Below are 16,746 nucleotides of genomic sequence, written 5' to 3' on the forward strand. Positions count from 1 at the left end.
ACGCGCGGCCGTGCGGCTCGACCATCCGTCGTCCCGCGAGAGGTCACCGGAGCCGGGACGCCCGCCCGCCGGGAAGCGGGCTGTCCGCGCCAGGCGGGAACAGATCGAGATTCTCCAGCCTTCCTACCAATAATGTCGCTTATACCGTGGCGGCAGGAGGAAGGGAGAGCCGACTGATGAGCGACCGACGCAGCCTGCTGATCGCCGTCGACCTGGACGGGGACGGCGCCCACCCGGCCGCCTGGCGCCATGCCGGCCGTCCACCCGCGCAGGCCCTGACCCCCGCCGCGTTACGCGCGACCGTCCGCGCGGCGGAGGCGGCGGGGTTCACGCTGGCGACCTTCGCCGACGCCCCGGTGCCGCCGAGCCGCGGGCCGGACGCCGCCGGGCGACTGGAGGCGGGAATCCGGGCCGCGTTCGCCGCGCCGCTGACCGATCGCATCGGGCTGGCGCCCACCCTGCACGTGACCACGACCGAGCCGTTCCACCTCGCGACCCAGTTGGCCAGCCTCGATCACGCCGGCCGGGGCCGTGCCGGGTGGGTGGTCGGCGCGGCGCACGGCGCCGGCGACCTCGCGACGATCGGCGCGGACCCCCTGACGGCCGATGCCGCGCGGCGCGAGGCCGAGGACGTGGTCGACGTCGCGCGCCTGCTGTGGGACTCCTGGCAGGACGACGCGGTCATCCGGGATGTCGCCACCGGCCGCTACCTCGACCCCGGCCGCGTCCACCACGTGAACTTCACCGGGTCCACGTTCACGGTGACGGGACCGCTCATCACGCCCCGGCCGCCGCAGGGGCAGGTCGTCGTGCTCGCCCCGGCCGAGCTGGAGATCGACGCCCGCGCCGACGTCGTCCTCGTCGGCGACCCCGACCCCGGCGCGCTCGCCCGGCGGGCGGACCAGGCCAGGAACTCCGGCGCGGCGCTCGCCTTCGCCGAGGTCGAGGTCGTCCTCGACGCCGAGGAGACAGGGGCGCGGCGGCTCGCGGCCCTGGACGCGGCCACGCCGTGGCCGGACGCGGGCCGGCTGCGGTACGCGGGGCCGGCGAGCGGGCTCGTGGACCTGCTGCGGTCGCTGGCGCCGGACGTCGACGGGGTGCGCCTGCACCCGGCCGTGCTCGCCGCCGACCTGCCGGTGCTCGCCGGGCAGGTGCTGCCGGCGCTCGCCGCCGCCGGGCTGCATCGGGCGCCCGAGCCCGGCGCCACCCTGCGCGCCACGCTCGGCCTGCCCCGTCCCGCCAACCGCTTCGCCGCCCCCGCGACCACGACCGCCTGAGGTGACATGCCGATGACCTCCCCCACCGCCTCCACGACAGGCGCCGGCCCGAGCGGCGCCCCGTACGACCCGCACGCCCAGGTTCACCTCGGCGTCTTCTACACCGGGGTCGGCCCGCAGCTGATCTGGACCGACCCGGCCACCGCGCCGCACGTCGCCATCGAGACCGTCGTCCAGGTGGCGCGGTTACTGGAACGGGGCCTCTTCGACGCCTTCTTCCTCGGCGAGGGCCTGCGGGTGCGGGAGAACCGCGGCCGCGTCTACGACCTCGACGTCGCCGGACGCCCCGACGCCATCACGCAACTGTCCGCGCTGGCCGCCGTCACCGAGCGCATCGGCCTGGTCGCCACCCAGAACACCACCTACAACTACCCCGCCGACCTCGCGCGGCGCCTGGCCGGCCTGGACCTGCTCTCCGGCGGGCGGGCCGGCTGGAACATCGTCACGACCGACAACGCGTGGACCGGCGCCAACTTCCGGCACGGCGGCTGGCTTGCGCACGAGCGGCGCTACGAGCGGGCCACGCAGTTCGTCGAGGCCGCCAAGGAGCTGTGGGCGTCCTGGGAGCCGGACGCGATCGCCGAGTCCGGCGATGCCGCGAGCTGGGCGCGGACCGGGGCGATCCGCGAGGTCGAACGGCACACCGACCTGGTCCGGCTGCGCGCACGCGCCACCGTGCCGGCCAGCGCGCAGGGCCGTCCGGTGCTGTTCCAGGCCGGGGACTCGAGCGGCGGGCGCGAGCTCGCGGCGCGGCACGCCGACGTCGTGTTCTCCGCCAACACCGAGTACCACAAGGCCGTCGCCTACGCCGCCGACCTGCGAACCCGGTTGGCGCGCCACGGCCGCTCGCCCGACTCGCTGCGGATCCTGCCCGGCGCCTCGGTGATCCTCGGCGACACTCCCGACGAGGCCCGCGAGCGCGCGGAGTGGGTGCACAACGAGCAGGTCTCGCCGCCGCGGGCGATCGCGTTCCTCGAACAGTACTGGGACACCGACCTGTCGGCCTACGACCCGCACGGCCCCCTGCCCGACATCGAACCCGGCACCGGGGAGCTCGACCCGTCGCGCGGCACGCTCCCGATCGACCTGCGCACCGGCAAGCTCGCCACCATCGCGAGATGGCGCGAACTGGCCGCGGCCGAGAACCTGTCGATCGTGCAGCTCGTGCGCCGCGTCTCACCGAGACAGCGCTCCTTCGTCGGCACGCCGTCACAGATCGCCGACGAATGGGTCCACTACGTCCGCACCCGCGCCGTCGACGGCTTCAACATCAGCCCGCACCTGCTCCCCTCCTCCCTGGAGGACATCGTCGACAAACTGGTCCCCGCACTCCAGGAACGCGGCGCCTACCGCACCACCTACGAAGGAACAACCCTTCGCGACCACCTCGCCCTCCCCCCGCCGACATGACGACGAGGCGTCGAGCCGCCCTCAGCGTTCGATCCGCGCGCCGTCCACCTGTCCCGGATCGCCTGCGGCGTCGGCGTAGCGGCGGGCCAGGTGGGCGAAGGCGGCTCTGAGCTCGGGCGGGCCGACGACCTCGATGCCGGCGTCGAACCTGCCGAGGGCGGCGGCCAGTCCGGCCCATGACCACGAGCCCTGGACGAGGCGGCAACGGTCCGGGCCGAGTTCCTCGACGGCTCCGTCGCGGGTGTAGCGGGACACGGTGGCGGCGGGCAGATCGAGGATCACCTCACCGACGCACGGCCAGCCGCCGGACCCGCCTCGGAACAGCCCCGTCACGAAGGCGGCCACCTCACCGCCGGGCACCTCGCGCGGGGTGAAGCGGGGCCCGGCGGGGGTGCGCGGCCTGATCCGGTCCGCGCGGAACGTGCGCCAGTCCTCGCGGTCGAGGTCCCAGGCCACCAGGTACCAACGCCCGCCCCACGTGACGAGGTGGTGAGGCTCTACACGGCGCGGCGTCTGATCGTCGTCCGCCGCTGCTGCTCCATAGTCGAAACGCAGGACCTCGCGGGCGTGGACGGCGGCGCTGATCGCCGTCAGCACGCCGCTGTCGACCCGCGGATCCGGCCGGCTCACGGGTGGTTCGACGGCGGCGATCCGGAGGGTGTCGATCCGCCGGCGCAGGTGGGACGGCATGACCTGCCGTACGGTGTTCAACGCGCGCGCCGCGGCCTCCTCGATGCCCGCCCCCGCGGTGGTGGCGAGCTGGAGCGCGATGGCCAGCGCGACCGCCTGCTCGTCGTCGAACAACAACGGCGGCAGCTCCGTGCCGGCGTCGAGCCGGTAGCCGCCGTCGGGCCCCTTGACCGCCATGACGGGATAGCCGAGCTCGCGCAGGCGGTCCACGTCACGCCGCACGGTACGCGGGCTGATGCCCAGCCGCTCGGCCAGCAGCGCCCCCGGCCAGTCCCGGCGCACCTGGAGCAACGACAGCAACGCCAGCAGCCGCGCCGAAGTCTTCGGCATGGCCCCATATTGCCCCAGGTAGCGGCCACATCCTGTCCTCTTCCCCTGCCACTGTGGTGACCGGGCGAGAGCTGGACGAGTCGTTCGTGATCGCTGACGGCGACGCGTAAGCCCGCCCAGATGGCAGACACCTGAAGACAAGGACCGCATTATGTCCGTCAACGTTGTGACCCACCTGAACTTCCGGGGCGACGCCCGCGCGGCGCTCACGTTCTACCAGTCCGTGTTCGGCGGCGACATGGCCGTGATCACGTACAAGGACGCCGGGAACGTCCAGGAACCGTCCGAGGCCGACCAGGTGATGTGGGGCCAGGTCGCCGCCGGCAACGGCTTCCGCGTGATGGCCTACGACGTCCCCTCCCGCCTCCCCTGGAACCAGGGCGAGAACGCGTTCTTCATCTCACTGCGCGGCGAAGCGCCCGAGGAGATCACCACGTACTGGGAGAAGCTCGCCGACGGCGCGACCATCCTGCAGCCGCTGGGCCCCGCGCAGTGGTCCCCCCTCTACGGGATGCTGAAGGACCGCTTCGGCGCCACCTGGGTCGTGGACGTCGTCAACGAGTACAACCCCTCCTGACCCTCGGGGCGGCGGGGGCCGCCCCACCCACCCCCCCGCTCGAAGGCAAGGAGACAGCGGTGAAGACGCGCCCACCCGGCCGGACCGGGATCCAGGTCAGCCCCCACTGTCTGGACACCATGATGTTCGGCCAGGTCGGCGACCCCGACCACGGCGCCCGCGTCCGGATCACCCACCGCAATCACCGAAACCACACCACACCGACGATCACCCACCACACGCCCTCCTGCCTGGGCCGATGAACACCCTCAGCACCCGGCCGACCGGCCGCCCCACGCGCCGCGGGGACAAGGCGATGACCGCCCTCCCCACCCGATCGAACGGCCACTGCACAAGCCACGGGATACGACGATGACCGTTCTCAGCACCCGGGCGCTCAACCGCGCGACGCTCGCCCGGCAGTTGCTCCTCGACCGCGCCGACCTGCCGGCCCGCCACGCCGTCGCGCACCTGTGCGGTCTGCAGGCCCAGGAACCGCAGGAACCGTTCGTCGGCCTCTGGTCCCGACTGCGCGCGTTCCCCCCGGCGTCACTCTCGGACCTGCTCAGCGAGCGCCACGTGGTCCGTACCCACCTCATGCGCCGCACCGTGCACCTCGTCACCGCCGACGACGCCCTCGCCTGGCGATCCCGCCACGGCCCCATGCTGCGCCAACGGGTCCTCGGGACCTACCGCCGCGAACTCGACGGAGTAGACCTCGACGAGCTCGCCGCCGCGGGCCTCGCGGTCATGTCCGACGGCCATCCTCGCTCCATGGGCGACCTCGCCCGAGCACTCGCCCCCCGCTGGCCAACGCCAGGACCACGGGCCTTGGGCGAGATGCTGGTCGCCGCCCTCCTCCCGATGGCCCAACTCCCCCCACGCGGCCTCTGGCGAACAAAGGCAGGCGTACGCAACGCCCTGCTCTCCTCGTGGTTGGGCCGCGAGGTCGACCCACCCGCCACAGACGGCTCCGACCCGGTCGGCCAAACCCTGGTACGCCGCTACCTGGCCGCCTTCGGCCCCGCCGCCACCGCCGACCTACGCGCCTGGTCCGGCCTCACCGGCCTGCCGGCCGCGGTAGCCGCCATCCGCGACGAACTGATCACCTTCCGCGACGACCGCGGCCGAGAACTCCTGGACCTCCCCAACGCCCCCCGCCCGGACCCCGACACCCCCGCCCCCGTCCGCTTCCTCCCCGCCTTCGACAACGCCCTCCTCGGCTACCACGACCGCACCCGAATCGTCGACGACCTCCACCGCGGCCTCTCGGTCACCGGCGCCCGCGTCGTCCTACTAGACGGCCGAGTAGCCGCCACCTGGACCACCGCGCCTGCCACCGTGACCATCACCCCACTCCGCCCCCTTTCCCGATCCGACCGCACCGCCATCACCGAGGAAGGCCGGTCCCTGTCGTCATTCCTGTCCGACGGCCAGAGCGACCGCGTACAGATCGACGAGCCTTCCCCCTGAGCGTCAGATCTGCGAGCCACGCAGATTTGCGTCTCTCGCATATTTGCGTGGCTCGCAACTTCATGTAGGCTGTCTCCCATGGGGCTGCGAGAGCGCAAGAAGGAAGAAACCCGGATCGCGCTGAGCTGGGCGGCGATCAAGCTGACCGCCGAGCGTGGCTTCGACAACGTCAAGGTGGAGGACATCGCCGCCGAGGCGGGCGTCTCCCACCGCACGTTCAACAACTACTTCTCCAGCAAGGGCGAGGCCATCGCGGCCAGGCACTTCGACCGAGCGGCTCAGATCGCCGACGAGCTGCGGTCCAGGCCGGACGACGAACCCCTGTGGGAGGCCATCACCAACGCCGTCTTCGCCCGGTTGGCGCTTGGCGTGCGAACGCCCGAGCGCCCGGCCGACGAGCGCTGGATCGCCGGGATCAAGGTGATCACCGAGCATCCGGAGTATCGGGGCGAGTTCCTCAAGGCCCACATGGCCGCGGTGGATGCGCTGGCCGTGGCGGTCGCCGAGCGCACCGGCACCGATGCCGATCGTGATCTGTATCCGCGCCTGGTCGCCGGCACGGTCGGCACCGCCCTGCTCGCGGCCATCCATCTGTGGCTGCACGGCGATGCCCGGGCACCGTTCGAGGAGCTGCTGCGCGACGCGCTCGGCCAGGTCGCCGCCGGCCTTCCCACGCCCTGACCCTCCCAGCCTCCCCTCTTCCCTCCAGGATCAGCCGGCCTGCCGCCGGTCGATTCGTCATGCCCGAAGGAGCGTCATGATCGCCGATGTCGTCATAGCCGGAGCCGGGCCCAACGGCCTGATGCTGGCCTGCGAACTCAGCCTGGCCGGAGTCCGCCCCCTGGTCCTGGAGCGTCTGCCGGAGCGGACCGAGGAGAGCCGCGCCAACGGGCTGGCCGGCCAGGTGGTACGGATGCTCGACCGGCGAGGCCTGTACGAGCGGCTCACCGGAAACCAGGACCCACCCCGGCCCGCTCCCGGATTCGTCTTCGGCGCGTTGCCCATCGACCTGAGTGCGCTGGACGACAACCCGCTCTATGTCCTCCTGGCCCCGCAGCGCAGGATCGAGCAGATGCTGGAGGAACGGGCCGTCGAGCTGCAGGTCGAGATCCGGCGCGGCCACGAGCTCACCGGATTCACCCATGACGCGGACCGCGTGACTCTCCAGGTCAGCGGGCCGGCTGGGCCGTACACGATCGAAACGCGTTACCTCGTCGGCGCCGACGGCGGGCACAGCATCGTACGCAAGCTGGCGGGGATCGCCTTCCCCGGCGTGACGACCGACAAGACGATCTCGCGCGTCGCGCACGCCGTCGTGCCGGCCGAGCTCGTCGATCCGGCGACCGGCGCCCTCGACATTCCCGGGTACGGACCCATCCCGCCGTTCCTGCACCACCGCACCGAGCGCGGGTTGTTCGTGTACGCCCCCCTCCCGGACGGCCCCGCACCGCTGATCTCCACCATGGAGTGGAACGCGCAGGACGCCGAGGGGCCGCTCACGCTCGAGGAACTGCGGGCCAGCGCCCGCCGCGTGCTCGGCGTCGACCTCGCCTTCGGCCCGCCCGACGGCCACGGGCCGCACCTGCTGCGCAAGCTCAACGGCGGCAACACCCGCCTGGCCGGGCGTTTCCGGGACGGCCGGGTGCTGCTGGTCGGCGACGCCGCCCACGTGCACTCGGCGATCGGCGGGCCGGGGCTCAACCTCGGGCTCCAGGACGCGGTCAACCTCGGCTGGAAGCTCGCGGCCGAGGTGCGCGGTACGGCCCCCGCCGGTCTCCTGGACACCTACGAGTCCGAGCGACGCCCGGTCGCCGAGCGGGTGGTGCTGTCCTCACGCGCCCAGTCCGCACTGATCGCCCCAGGCAGCGAGGTCACCGGCCTGCGCGCCCTGTTCACCGAACTGCTCGACGACCCACACAACGTCCGCCACATCGCCGACCTCATGTCAGGCGCCGACATCCGCTACGACGTGGCCGTCGACCATCCCCTAGCCGGCCGCTGGGCCCCCGACCTGAACCTCAAAAACGGCACCCGCCTCGCCGAGCTCACCAGAGACGGCCACCCACACCTAATCGACTTCACCGGCGGCGACTGGGGATACCCCGCAACCGCAGGACTACCCGGACACCCCGCCCCGTGTACGGCCCTGCTGTTGCGCCCCGACGGATACGTGGCATGGGCCACCGACGCCCCACAGCCGGACACGGAGTCTCGCACATCGCTGCGGGCGGCGATTCAACGATGGCTGGGAGAACCGAACGAGGACATCTCGTCCTGAGTGATCACCTGAACTGGGCTTTTATGGTCGCTTGATCGAAAAGTCGCCCTCTATCGTGGTTCCAGCCACAAGAGACGGCGGTGGCGATGGCTTCGCTGCATCAGAACGGAAAGCCACAATAGCCAGCCTTAGCTTGGGACCTTCGTTCTTCTTTCGGACGCTTACCACCCTCGCGCGATCCGAATCCACCGGCCGAACTCGGCCGCACCCGACAGTCCGGGATACGATCAATCCCAGTCAGGGAAGCGATCTCAGAAGGGTCTGCCGCGCCCAATGTCATGAGCACTCGTCAATGCGACGTTTGGGCCGCTTCCGCTCGGGAGCCGTGAGTCCGGTGTGCCGCCTGGATGGACCGAAAGTCGGGGACTCGGACAGCCGGCGGCACCCATGCCCTAATGTGCTCGGCTATGCGCTGTCGAGCGCCCAGGAACGGGGCATGCCCATCGTCCGCAGCGGGCGACGAGACGGCCGCCCTCGACGAGCTGATCGCGTCACAACGGCGCGATGTCCCGAGCCCCGACGGTCCCGCTGATCCGGCCGAAGACACGACCCGAGGTGATCGGGAACTCAGCGACCTGGCAGGTCACTTCGACGCGGCCGTACCCCGCCGCCGCCCAGTTGCGGCTAAGGCGTACGGATCTCCATGTCCCCGCCACGGATCCTATGTACCCGCTCGGCGATGTGAACGGCGGCCTGTCTGGGATCTTCGTGCTCCCAGACGCGGACGACCAACCAACCGGAGTCAGCGAGCGTCCGATCCGTCTGAGCATCTCGCTCTCGGTTCCAAACCACCTTCTCCGCCCAGTACTCCGCGTTGGTGGCGGCCTTGGTGTGGTGCTGTGGACACCCATGCCAGAAGCACCCGTCAAGGAACACCGCGACCTTCGCCTTGGTGAACACCAAGTCGGTGTACGGCGCACCTTCGGAAGCGGACGAACCGAGACCCGGTACCGGAGCCCGAGCGCATGCACCGCCCGCCGCAAGGCGAGTTCTGGTTTAGTGTCCCTCCCCCTGTTCGACTGCATGCTCTTGCGAACGCCCTCACTGGACGCGCCGACAGGTCTCGCGGTCGCCATACGTCTACCGTACGAGCGCTACGCCCGGGCCCGGATCGGAGCGGCACTGTTGATCTCCGCCGCCATGTGCTGATCCGACGCTGCCTGATCCCGAACGCCAAAAGTGTCCGCAAGATGGAAGATGACATTCTACCTGCGCTTCGTCCCCTCTGATAAGTCTCCGCCCTGACCGCCACCTAACCGGCGGTACCGGCCCCGACCACGCCGCTACCGTGCTGACCGCACTGGCGAATTTGTCCCCCAGTCGAGTCGACCAGGGGACTGAAAGGCTAGCGGCGGCAACTTCGGCAAGAGCCCCACCCCTGCGAACTACCATCGCTCACCCTGTCGGCTTCGGCCTGCTGCGTGGACAGAGCGGCACCCTCTCTTCGCCAACCGAAGTAAGCGCGCCAACTGCCAGCAATGTCCGATATATTACCCGCACACTTACGTACTTCCTATGACATGCACGCATAGGACCGTTCTGCGGGCGGGTAGATGTCAGCTTGGTTGGTCATCGCTGCGGAGGAGCACAAGCGAGCCGGTGACAGGTACGACGACGACCCTTCTCGCCACTACAGCTGGGACGACCGAGTCCCAAATGCAACGGCGGTCAAGGTCGGCGATGTCATCGTACTATGGGACAAAGAGGCTCTAATCGGACTATCCGTCATCCAGTCCATCGAAGTGGGTAGCGGCGAAAAGGACTTGAAATCCTGCCCGTTTTGCGGTCGCGCCGACGTTGCGGCCCGTAAGACCATGAAGCCAGAATACAAGTGCTGGAAGTGTAAGAAGGAATTCGACCATCCGCTCAGCAGACGAGTGACAGTCAAAACGTTCCGAAGTCACCATGAAGCCGGATGGACCGATCTTCGAGGCAGTATGTCCGGGGCAGAACTGCGCCAACTATGCGAGGAGCCTAAGTCACAGCTCAGCCTAAGACGTCTGCGATGGAGTGACTTCCGCACCCGAATCGAACAAGGACAAACAAAAACACCATTGACCATAGTTGACAATACACGAGAAATAATCGGGGGCCACCGCAAAGCCATTGTTCGTGTACGCAGAGGACAATCAGAGTTCCGCAGGAAACTGCTTGACACCTTCGGCGCAGTGTGCGCCTTCACCGGGCCCAGCCATGAGCAAACATTAGAAGCCGCCCACCTGTACAGCTACGCAGCCAATGGCAGGCATCACAAGGACGGCGGTCTGCTGCTTCGTTCGGACCTCCATCGACCATTCGACCTTGGACTCATCGCAGTCGAGCCAAGGACCGGGACGATCGACATATCGGCAGAACTTGCAAAATTCCCTGCATATTCGGGCCTACAGGGCAAGCCACTCAGTATCGAGATCACGGCGGACCACCTGAAGTGGCTCGCCGAGCACTGGAACGTGCACCGATCCCGTACAGAGTGACAACAAGCTGGCGCACCAAGAGCACTACACACGCACGACATGGCCTCAGTTGTACAGCGGACCAACAGGCCTGACGATGCTTCAATGCGAGTTACAGCTCCCCTGATCGCAAGCTCTCTCGAAGAGAAACCCACTGCGTGGCGGTAAGTCGAACAGGAAGACAATAAGGGTTCTTAGAGTCACGGAAAACTCTGGAACCGTCAGGAAGGGTCGCTACCTCCACGCAATTGTGTTCAGCGCCGCTGGCGGAGGACTTGCGCCACGTCGCGTTGGTGAGGTCGTACGTGTAGAGGTCATCGGGGGGAAGGTTCACGATCTGCTGCCTTCTTCCAGCCGTGCGATGAGTGCACGAGAGTCCTCCATTGATAGCGCGGAGGCTCGGATGCGTTCAATGGCTTTTGTGAAGGGTGTTGTGTCGTCTCCCTCGATGTAGGTGGCGCCGCTGAGGTTCTCGAAGAGGACCAGGTCGGGGATGGGGCGGGGGAAGCTGACGAGGCTGAAGCCGCCCAGAATGCCTGGGTGTGCTGTCGAGTTCAGCGGCATGATCTGGACGGTGACGTTGGGCAGTTCGGCGGTGTCCAGTAGACGGCGGAGCTGCTCGCGCATGGTCATGGGGCGGACGGCGAAGCGCTGGTGTAGTGCGGCCTCGTGAATGATCGCCCAGAGTTCGAGTGCGTTGCCGGGGCGGCTGAGGACTGACTGTCGGGCCTGGCGGACTTCCACCAGGGCGGCGATCTCGTCAGGCGTACGGAAGTGGGTGATACCAGTGATGGTTTCGCGGGCGTACGCCGCAGTCTGAAGAAGACCAGGGACCAGCAGGGGTGACCATTCGCAGATCCGCTCGGCATCCGATTCGAGTGAGATGTAATCCGCGTACGCGGGCGAGACGATACCGCTGTAGGTCTGCCACCAGCCCTTCTTGCCTGCGTCTCTGGCCAGGTTCTCCAAGGCAGCGAGAACTTCTCGATCGCTCACGCCGTACACCTTGAGCAGTGTCGCGACCTCTGTGGGCCGGATGGTGGCGGAGGCGTTCTCCAGCTTGGACATCTTCGGGGCCTTCCAGCCCATGGCCGCAGCCGCTTCGTCCAGGGTCAGGCCGGCTTGGTTGCGGAGGCGTCTCAGCGTAGAGCCGAGACGGCGTCGCCGGACAGTCGGCACTACAGGGGCGTTGGGCATGCGCGCAGTCTGTCACCGCGTGACCTTGCGAGAGACAGCTTCCGTGGCGGGACACCAATCTCGGTAGAAAGGTTGCGCCCAACAGAGGAAAGCCTCCATCATCAAGGCCACGAAGGCTCACTCTCAGTGTGTGAGCGAGTTCGGAAAGTCACAGATCGGTCGACACCTAGGTTCTCTACTTGCAGAAGGGACCAACCATGCCGGAAGAGCGGATAGCAGCTTCCCTCGGGTTCTACCTCACGACTCGCGCCAGTGGGTTCGTTGTGCACATGAATGTGTGTGAGGAGAACCTTCGGGCGGTGCGGGAGGTTACGCAGGCGGTGTTGGGGGCCGCCGGGGTCGATGTGGAGGTCGTCGAGTCGGCGCGGTTGGTGGCGTCTGAGCTGGTCGGAAACGCGGTGCGGGCGTGCGGGCACTGGGCACCGGTCGTGGTGGAGGTTGAGGCCGACAGTCGGGGGGTGTGGGTGAGGGTTCATGACCCGTGTCCGGATCGGCTGCCGGTGCGGACGGGTGTCGCGGGTGGTGACGATCAGGCGGAGTCGGGGCGGGGGTTGTGGCTGCTGGACGCGCTGGCGCCGGGGTGGGATGTGGCGTTAACGCCTATCGGGAAGCAGGTTCGGTGTCTGCTGCCGAATCCGAGGAGCGTGGGAGTTCGGATCGTTAGACGTAGTGCCTGACCACGCATGACCGGCGCCCGATCGCACATGACCGGTCCGGCGGAGCTTGACCCCACGAGACCGGCCCGGCCAAATCTGAGATTGCATGACCAGTTCCGACGCCGCAGTGCCGGTGCCGTCGCTCCAGGGGCTGACGTCAGCCAATTCGTTCGGGGCCTCGCTGCCTGGCTGTCGTAATGACGGCGCGTGGGCGGGCGATGAGGAGATCGTACGTGTTACGACCTTGCGCGTCGGGAGACACGGACACATCATTGTGGTCTGAAGAGATGTCACGGCGAGTTATGTGGGCAGGCTCCCTGACGGTGTGACCATTCACGCGGACGAACGCGTTGCGCTGATTCCACGCTTTCTACCCATGACCGCGAAACCGGATATTTCAGGTGATTGAGCAGCTCGGTGACATCCCCGCACAGCTTCTAGCCCTAGACGGTGACAAGGAGGACTTCCGGCTTCATTTTTGGGAGGTTGACGCATCCTGGAAGCTGGAGCGGCAGCTTACCTTCAAGGAGCCCGGCACCCCGAGCTGGCTGGCCATGGCTGAAGGGGATTGGGACAAGTCGTTGAGGCTGGCCGGCGAGATGCGTGCCGGCCGGAGGGAGCACCAGCGCGAGCTCGACCGGTGCGGGATCGTCCAGCGGCGCATCCGGTTCGTGTGCGAGCCACCGACTCCCTACCTTCAGTGGGAGCTGCACCTGCTCATGATGTGGGCCGAGTTGGGTGAGGCGATTCGGATACTGCCTGTGGAGGCCGCCGCGCCTCGTGAGACGCGGGCCGCTCTGCCCGAGGTCGTGGTCCTTGGACACCACTCCGCCTCCCCCGTGATGTACGACATCCAGTACACGGACGGCGTTCTGTCGGGTGCGCGTAAGTTCACCGACGGAGATCTCATTGACGTGTGCCGTCGTGAGATCGTCGAGTATTGGGAGATGGGCGAAGACCTCCTTCAATACTTCCCCAGAGAGATCGTGAACCTTCCGCCTCCCACTCCTCAAGGGGTATGAAAGGCGGTATGACCGCCCGGATTTCCGGGCGTCCCGCCAACCTCGTATCACTGACAGACACCAGGGTCGCCTGGTTGGTCTGGCGATCGGCGAGCCACCGTACACGGGAGGCGGCGTCACCGCTGCCTGCGGACCTGCACCGACCAGACGGACGACAGGCTTCAGCGAATTATGCAGTCGGCGGTTTTCGAGTAGTCGCCGACGGTTTGTAGGGCACCGTTCGTGGTTGGAGGGATCGGGGCGGGTGGGCGGGCTATTTCGGTGAGGATTTGGCGGGCCAAGGTGTCGGCGGTGCGGAAGGGGAGGGCGTTGGTTCCTGGGCGGGCGAAGCCGGTGATGGTGAAGCCGCGGCCTACCCAGTGGCCTAGGGCGAAGCGGCGGGGGTGGGTTTGGCCGGAGGCGTCCACCAGGCGGCTGTTATCGACGCGGAGGCGGCCGAGGGGGTAGGTCTTGCCGTCGGGGGTGGTCAGGATTTCTTCGGTGATCTCGCCGTTGTCGTACAGGGAGCGTAGGAGGGGGTCCTGTACGCGGGCGATGCTTGCGGCGGGGAGGCGGGACTCGATCAACGTCCGGGCCTCGATGTGGCCGGGGATTTGGGTGCCTTGTGCGCGGAACAGGGCGGATTCTGGGTCGGGGGTGATCGTGATGCCGCCGCCGAGGAAGTGGACGATGCCGGCTCGGGACAGGGCTTCCAGTTCCAGGAGTCGCTGGGGTGGGGGGCCGGAGGCGTAGTAGCTGAAGACGCTTTGGAACCACTCCATGAGTTCATCGGCGTGGGATCTGGCGGAGAGTAGGCCCCGGTTGATGACGTCGATGATCAGGCCCAGCATCACCAGCATGCCCTTGAAGAGGGCGAGGTCGGCGCTGTGGGCGGGGTCGGCGTGGCGTGCGACGTTGGTGATGATGTAGGAGCGGAGCCACTGCTGGAGGTCTTCGGGGTCGTCGAAGCGGAGGCTGTTCAGGGGTGACAGTAGGTTCGCCAGGTCGAGGCGGTCCTCGGGTCTCGGGACGGCCTCCGCCACGAGCGCGGCCTCCGGCGTGAGCACGGCCTCCGGCAGGAGCGGGGACTCGGTCGCGAGCGCGGCCTCCGGCGTGAGCACGGCCTCCGGCAGGAGCGGGGACTCGGTCGCGAGCGCGGCCTCCGGCGTGAGCACGGCCTCCGGCAGGAGCGGGGACACCGGCAGGAGCGCGGACTTGGTCATGAGGGGGCTACTGTCGTTGTTCTGGAGTGGCGCTTCGGGGGGCTTTGGGGGGTGCTCGTCGCTGGGCCAGGTGGTCTTGTCGTATCGGTTGAGGAATTCCTGCCAGGGCAGTGTGACGCGGTCGGGGTGGGCGTTGAACAGTTCGTGGTAGTAGAAGTGGCCTAGTTCCTTGGCGATCAGGGGCCATAGGTGGCGGTAGAGGTCGAGCGGGCCGTGGCGTTCGTGCAATGCCGTGATCGTGTCGGGCACGAAGTAGCGGGGGCTGGGCAGCGGCGAGCCGAGGGCGGTGTAGGTGATCTTGGAGTGGTTGGGGACGCCTCGGCGGGAGCCTACGTACATGATCGGCTCGGCGCCGGAGGGGTGGTAGACGTATCCGCCGCCGGGGCGGGGCTCGAAGCGGCCGCCGCGGCCCTGGGCCAGGAGGACCATGGTGTCGATGAAGCCCAGGCCCATGCCGCGCAGGATCACCGGCTCGCCGGCGGGGATCGCGTCGAGGTCCACGTCGGCGACGTAGTTCGGCGGGATGTACACCAGGCCGTGCGCGGCGGCGAAGTCGGCCAGCTCGCGGTGGACGCCGCCCGGGGCGGCGTCGAGGTAGCCCTGGACCAGGAGGACGGCGTCGGCGTCGAGGGGCTCGCTTCCGTCGTCCAGCCAGACTCGTTGACGGCCGCCGGCCTCGGTGAGCGCCTCGGCCGTGGCGCGGTGGACGCGGACGGTGACCTCTGGCGGCGCCGACGTCACGATGTGCGTGAAGCACCACGACAGGTAGGCGTTCTGGATGACCCTGGGGGTGAACGTGGCTGGGGTGACGTCGTGGCCGTGCTCGGCCGCCCACTCGTAGAGGGCGGGGCCCGGGCGGATCGGCCCGTCGATCCGGACGCTGGCGTCGGTGAACAGGCTCACGTCCGCGGCCGGGGAGTTCATCCACATCAGCTCGGACTGCGCGCGCCGCCAGGTCCGCCCGCCGCCCGGCGGGTGCGGGTCGACCACGTGGATCTCCAGCGGACGGCCCGGGGGTGCGTTGGCGATGAGGCGCTCGACCATGACGGTGCCGCCCGGTCCGGCTCCCACGACCACGATCGTCAGAGGTTCGCTGCCCACAGCATGGAGGTTTGCATCGGTTCATGGCATAGTCAATATTCCCTACCGGTAAAAGCGAGAATATCCGGGCGACCTCGGCCGCGCCCTTCCTCGGCTGAGGGGCTCCATCGAGGAGGAAGAGCGTGTCTCAGTACGCGGGTCCCGTGGACCACGACACCTACGGGCAGTACGGCCCCGGCAACGGGTTCGAGCGGGGCGACGGCCCCGTCTACCCGTTCCAGGGACGCGTCACCGCCGACGGCTCCAGCGGGTTCCAGGCCGAGCCGGGCCGCTACCACCTGTACTCCGGCTGGTTCTGCCCCTGGGCCCAGCGCGCCGTGATCGTCCGCACGCTCAAGGGCCTGGACGACGTCGTCTCGCTGTCGTACGTCGACGAAGGGCGCGACTCGCGCGGCTGGGCGTTCCGCGAGCGGCGGGGCGCCGATCCGGTCAACGGCTTCCGTTTCCTGCGGGAGGCCTACGAGGCGACCGAACCCGGCTACCCCGGGCACATCTCGGTGCCGGTGCTCTGGGACCGGACCACCGGGAAGATCGTCAGCAACGACTTCCCCGACATCACCCTCGACCTGAACGCGGCGTTCGGCGCGTGGGGCAACGACCTCGACCTCTACCCGGAGGCGCTGCGCCCGGAGATCGACGCGCTCAACGCCCAGGTGTACGACACCGTCAACACGGCGTCCTCCCGGGTGGCCGGGGCCACCACCCCGCAGGAGTACGAGGAGCGCAGGCAGGCGCTGATCGCCACCTTCGAGCAGTTGGACGCGAGGCTGGCCGACCGGCGGTTCCTGTTCGGCGACCGGATCACCGAGGCCGACGTCCGGCTGTGGACGACGCTCGTCCGGTTCGACCTCAACGACAATCCGTCGGCCAGGATCAGCGAGCGGCGCCTGGTGGACTTCCCGAACCTCTGGGCCTACGCCCGCGACCTCTACCAGCACCCCGCCTTCCGGGACACCACCGACTTCGCCTCGTTCACCTACGCCGGGGACGCGCGCACGCGGGAGCCGTGGCGCATCGCGGTGGAGCCCTACCAGGCCGACTGGGACGCGCCGCACGGCCGCGAGAAGCTCACGTGAGCGTGCGGCGGTGAGCGGCCGCCGC

The 16,746-nt window shown here is 68.6% G+C and carries 16 protein-coding genes and 1 pseudogene; 11 read left to right on the forward strand and 6 right to left on the reverse strand.

Annotation, left to right across the window (positions count from 1 at the left end):
• Nucleotides 1-176: 176 nt before the first annotated feature.
• Both BJ981_RS04770 and BJ981_RS04775 read left to right on the forward strand, forming a co-directional pair.
• Nucleotides 177-1,277 carry an LLM class flavin-dependent oxidoreductase gene (locus BJ981_RS04770; protein WP_184608493.1) on the forward strand — a complete coding sequence of 367 codons (1,101 nt, stop codon included), beginning with the start codon at nucleotides 177-179 and terminating at the stop codon, nucleotides 1,275-1,277.
• 12 nt (nucleotides 1,278-1,289) lie between these two features.
• Nucleotides 1,290-2,687: an NtaA/DmoA family FMN-dependent monooxygenase gene (locus tag BJ981_RS04775; protein ID WP_184608494.1), complete on the forward strand. Its 1,398-nt coding sequence runs from the start codon at nucleotides 1,290-1,292 to the stop codon at nucleotides 2,685-2,687.
• A 21-nt stretch (nucleotides 2,688-2,708) separates the two neighbouring features.
• Here the strand turns inward: BJ981_RS04775 and BJ981_RS04780 are convergent, their stop codons facing one another.
• Nucleotides 2,709-3,707 (reverse strand): helix-turn-helix transcriptional regulator, encoded by a 999-nt coding sequence (locus tag BJ981_RS04780; protein ID WP_184608495.1) that lies wholly within the window; start codon nucleotides 3,705-3,707, stop codon nucleotides 2,709-2,711.
• A gap of 151 nt (nucleotides 3,708-3,858) precedes the next feature.
• On the opposite strand from BJ981_RS04780, the gene BJ981_RS04785 reads away from it, so the two are divergent.
• From BJ981_RS04785 to BJ981_RS04805, 5 genes are all read left to right on the forward strand, one after another.
• The gene (locus BJ981_RS04785) at nucleotides 3,859-4,284 is read left to right on the forward strand and encodes a VOC family protein (protein ID WP_184608496.1); all 426 of its coding nucleotides are present in this window, start codon (nucleotides 3,859-3,861) and stop codon (nucleotides 4,282-4,284) included.
• 59 nt (nucleotides 4,285-4,343) lie between these two features.
• Nucleotides 4,344-4,526 (forward strand): hypothetical protein, encoded by a 183-nt coding sequence (locus BJ981_RS04790; protein ID WP_184608497.1) that lies wholly within the window; start codon nucleotides 4,344-4,346, stop codon nucleotides 4,524-4,526.
• Between the two features lie 109 nt (nucleotides 4,527-4,635).
• Nucleotides 4,636-5,736, forward strand: coding sequence for a winged helix DNA-binding domain-containing protein (locus tag BJ981_RS04795; RefSeq protein ID WP_184608498.1), 1,101 nt, complete (start codon nucleotides 4,636-4,638; stop codon nucleotides 5,734-5,736).
• A 78-nt stretch (nucleotides 5,737-5,814) separates the two neighbouring features.
• A complete protein-coding gene (locus BJ981_RS04800) occupies nucleotides 5,815-6,417 on the forward strand; it encodes an acyl-CoA-like ligand-binding transcription factor (RefSeq protein WP_184608499.1) in 603 nt (200 codons plus the stop codon).
• Nucleotides 6,418-6,493: 76 nt separating this feature from the next.
• Nucleotides 6,494-8,014, forward strand: a complete 1,521-nt coding sequence (locus tag BJ981_RS04805; RefSeq protein ID WP_184608500.1) for an FAD-dependent monooxygenase — start codon at nucleotides 6,494-6,496, stop codon at nucleotides 8,012-8,014.
• A 624-nt stretch (nucleotides 8,015-8,638) separates the two neighbouring features.
• On the opposite strand, the gene BJ981_RS04810 is transcribed toward BJ981_RS04805, so the two are convergent.
• Entirely contained in the window at nucleotides 8,639-8,914 is a 276-nt protein-coding gene (locus tag BJ981_RS04810) for a hypothetical protein (protein ID WP_443729014.1), read from the reverse strand.
• Between the two features lie 80 nt (nucleotides 8,915-8,994).
• A pseudogene (locus BJ981_RS39750) lies at nucleotides 8,995-9,090 on the reverse strand (very short patch repair endonuclease); the annotation flags it as partial.
• A 477-nt stretch (nucleotides 9,091-9,567) separates the two neighbouring features.
• On the opposite strand from BJ981_RS39750, the gene BJ981_RS04815 reads away from it, so the two are divergent.
• The gene (locus BJ981_RS04815) at nucleotides 9,568-10,488 is read left to right on the forward strand and encodes an HNH endonuclease signature motif containing protein (protein ID WP_184608501.1); all 921 of its coding nucleotides are present in this window, start codon (nucleotides 9,568-9,570) and stop codon (nucleotides 10,486-10,488) included.
• A 91-nt stretch (nucleotides 10,489-10,579) separates the two neighbouring features.
• Here the strand turns inward: BJ981_RS04815 and BJ981_RS04820 are convergent, their stop codons facing one another.
• Both BJ981_RS04820 and BJ981_RS04825 read right to left on the reverse strand, forming a co-directional pair.
• Nucleotides 10,580-10,801 carry a DUF397 domain-containing protein gene (locus BJ981_RS04820; RefSeq protein ID WP_184608502.1) on the reverse strand — a complete coding sequence of 74 codons (222 nt, stop codon included), beginning with the start codon at nucleotides 10,799-10,801 and terminating at the stop codon, nucleotides 10,580-10,582.
• On the reverse strand, nucleotides 10,798-11,664 hold the full coding sequence (locus BJ981_RS04825; RefSeq protein WP_184608503.1) for a helix-turn-helix domain-containing protein: 867 nt from the start codon (nucleotides 11,662-11,664) through the stop codon (nucleotides 10,798-10,800). The genes BJ981_RS04820 and BJ981_RS04825 overlap by 4 nt, the downstream gene beginning before the upstream one ends.
• A gap of 197 nt (nucleotides 11,665-11,861) precedes the next feature.
• On the opposite strand from BJ981_RS04825, the gene BJ981_RS04830 reads away from it, so the two are divergent.
• Nucleotides 11,862-12,341, forward strand: a complete 480-nt coding sequence (locus BJ981_RS04830; protein WP_184608504.1) for an ATP-binding protein — start codon at nucleotides 11,862-11,864, stop codon at nucleotides 12,339-12,341.
• A gap of 380 nt (nucleotides 12,342-12,721) precedes the next feature.
• A complete protein-coding gene (locus BJ981_RS04835; protein WP_184608505.1) occupies nucleotides 12,722-13,342 on the forward strand; it encodes a DUF6879 family protein in 621 nt (206 codons plus the stop codon).
• A gap of 161 nt (nucleotides 13,343-13,503) precedes the next feature.
• Here BJ981_RS04835 and BJ981_RS04840 read toward each other — a convergent pair whose 3' ends face one another.
• Nucleotides 13,504-15,645 carry an FAD/NAD(P)-binding protein gene (locus BJ981_RS04840; RefSeq protein ID WP_184608506.1) on the reverse strand — a complete coding sequence of 714 codons (2,142 nt, stop codon included), beginning with the start codon at nucleotides 15,643-15,645 and terminating at the stop codon, nucleotides 13,504-13,506.
• Between the two features lie 122 nt (nucleotides 15,646-15,767).
• On the opposite strand from BJ981_RS04840, the gene BJ981_RS04845 reads away from it, so the two are divergent.
• Nucleotides 15,768-16,721: a glutathione S-transferase C-terminal domain-containing protein gene (locus BJ981_RS04845; protein ID WP_184608507.1), complete on the forward strand. Its 954-nt coding sequence runs from the start codon at nucleotides 15,768-15,770 to the stop codon at nucleotides 16,719-16,721.
• The last annotated feature ends 25 nt before the right edge of the window (nucleotides 16,722-16,746 follow it).

Source organism: Sphaerisporangium krabiense, from assembly GCF_014200435.1.
Lineage (GTDB): Bacteria > Actinomycetota > Actinomycetes > Streptosporangiales > Streptosporangiaceae > Sphaerisporangium > Sphaerisporangium krabiense.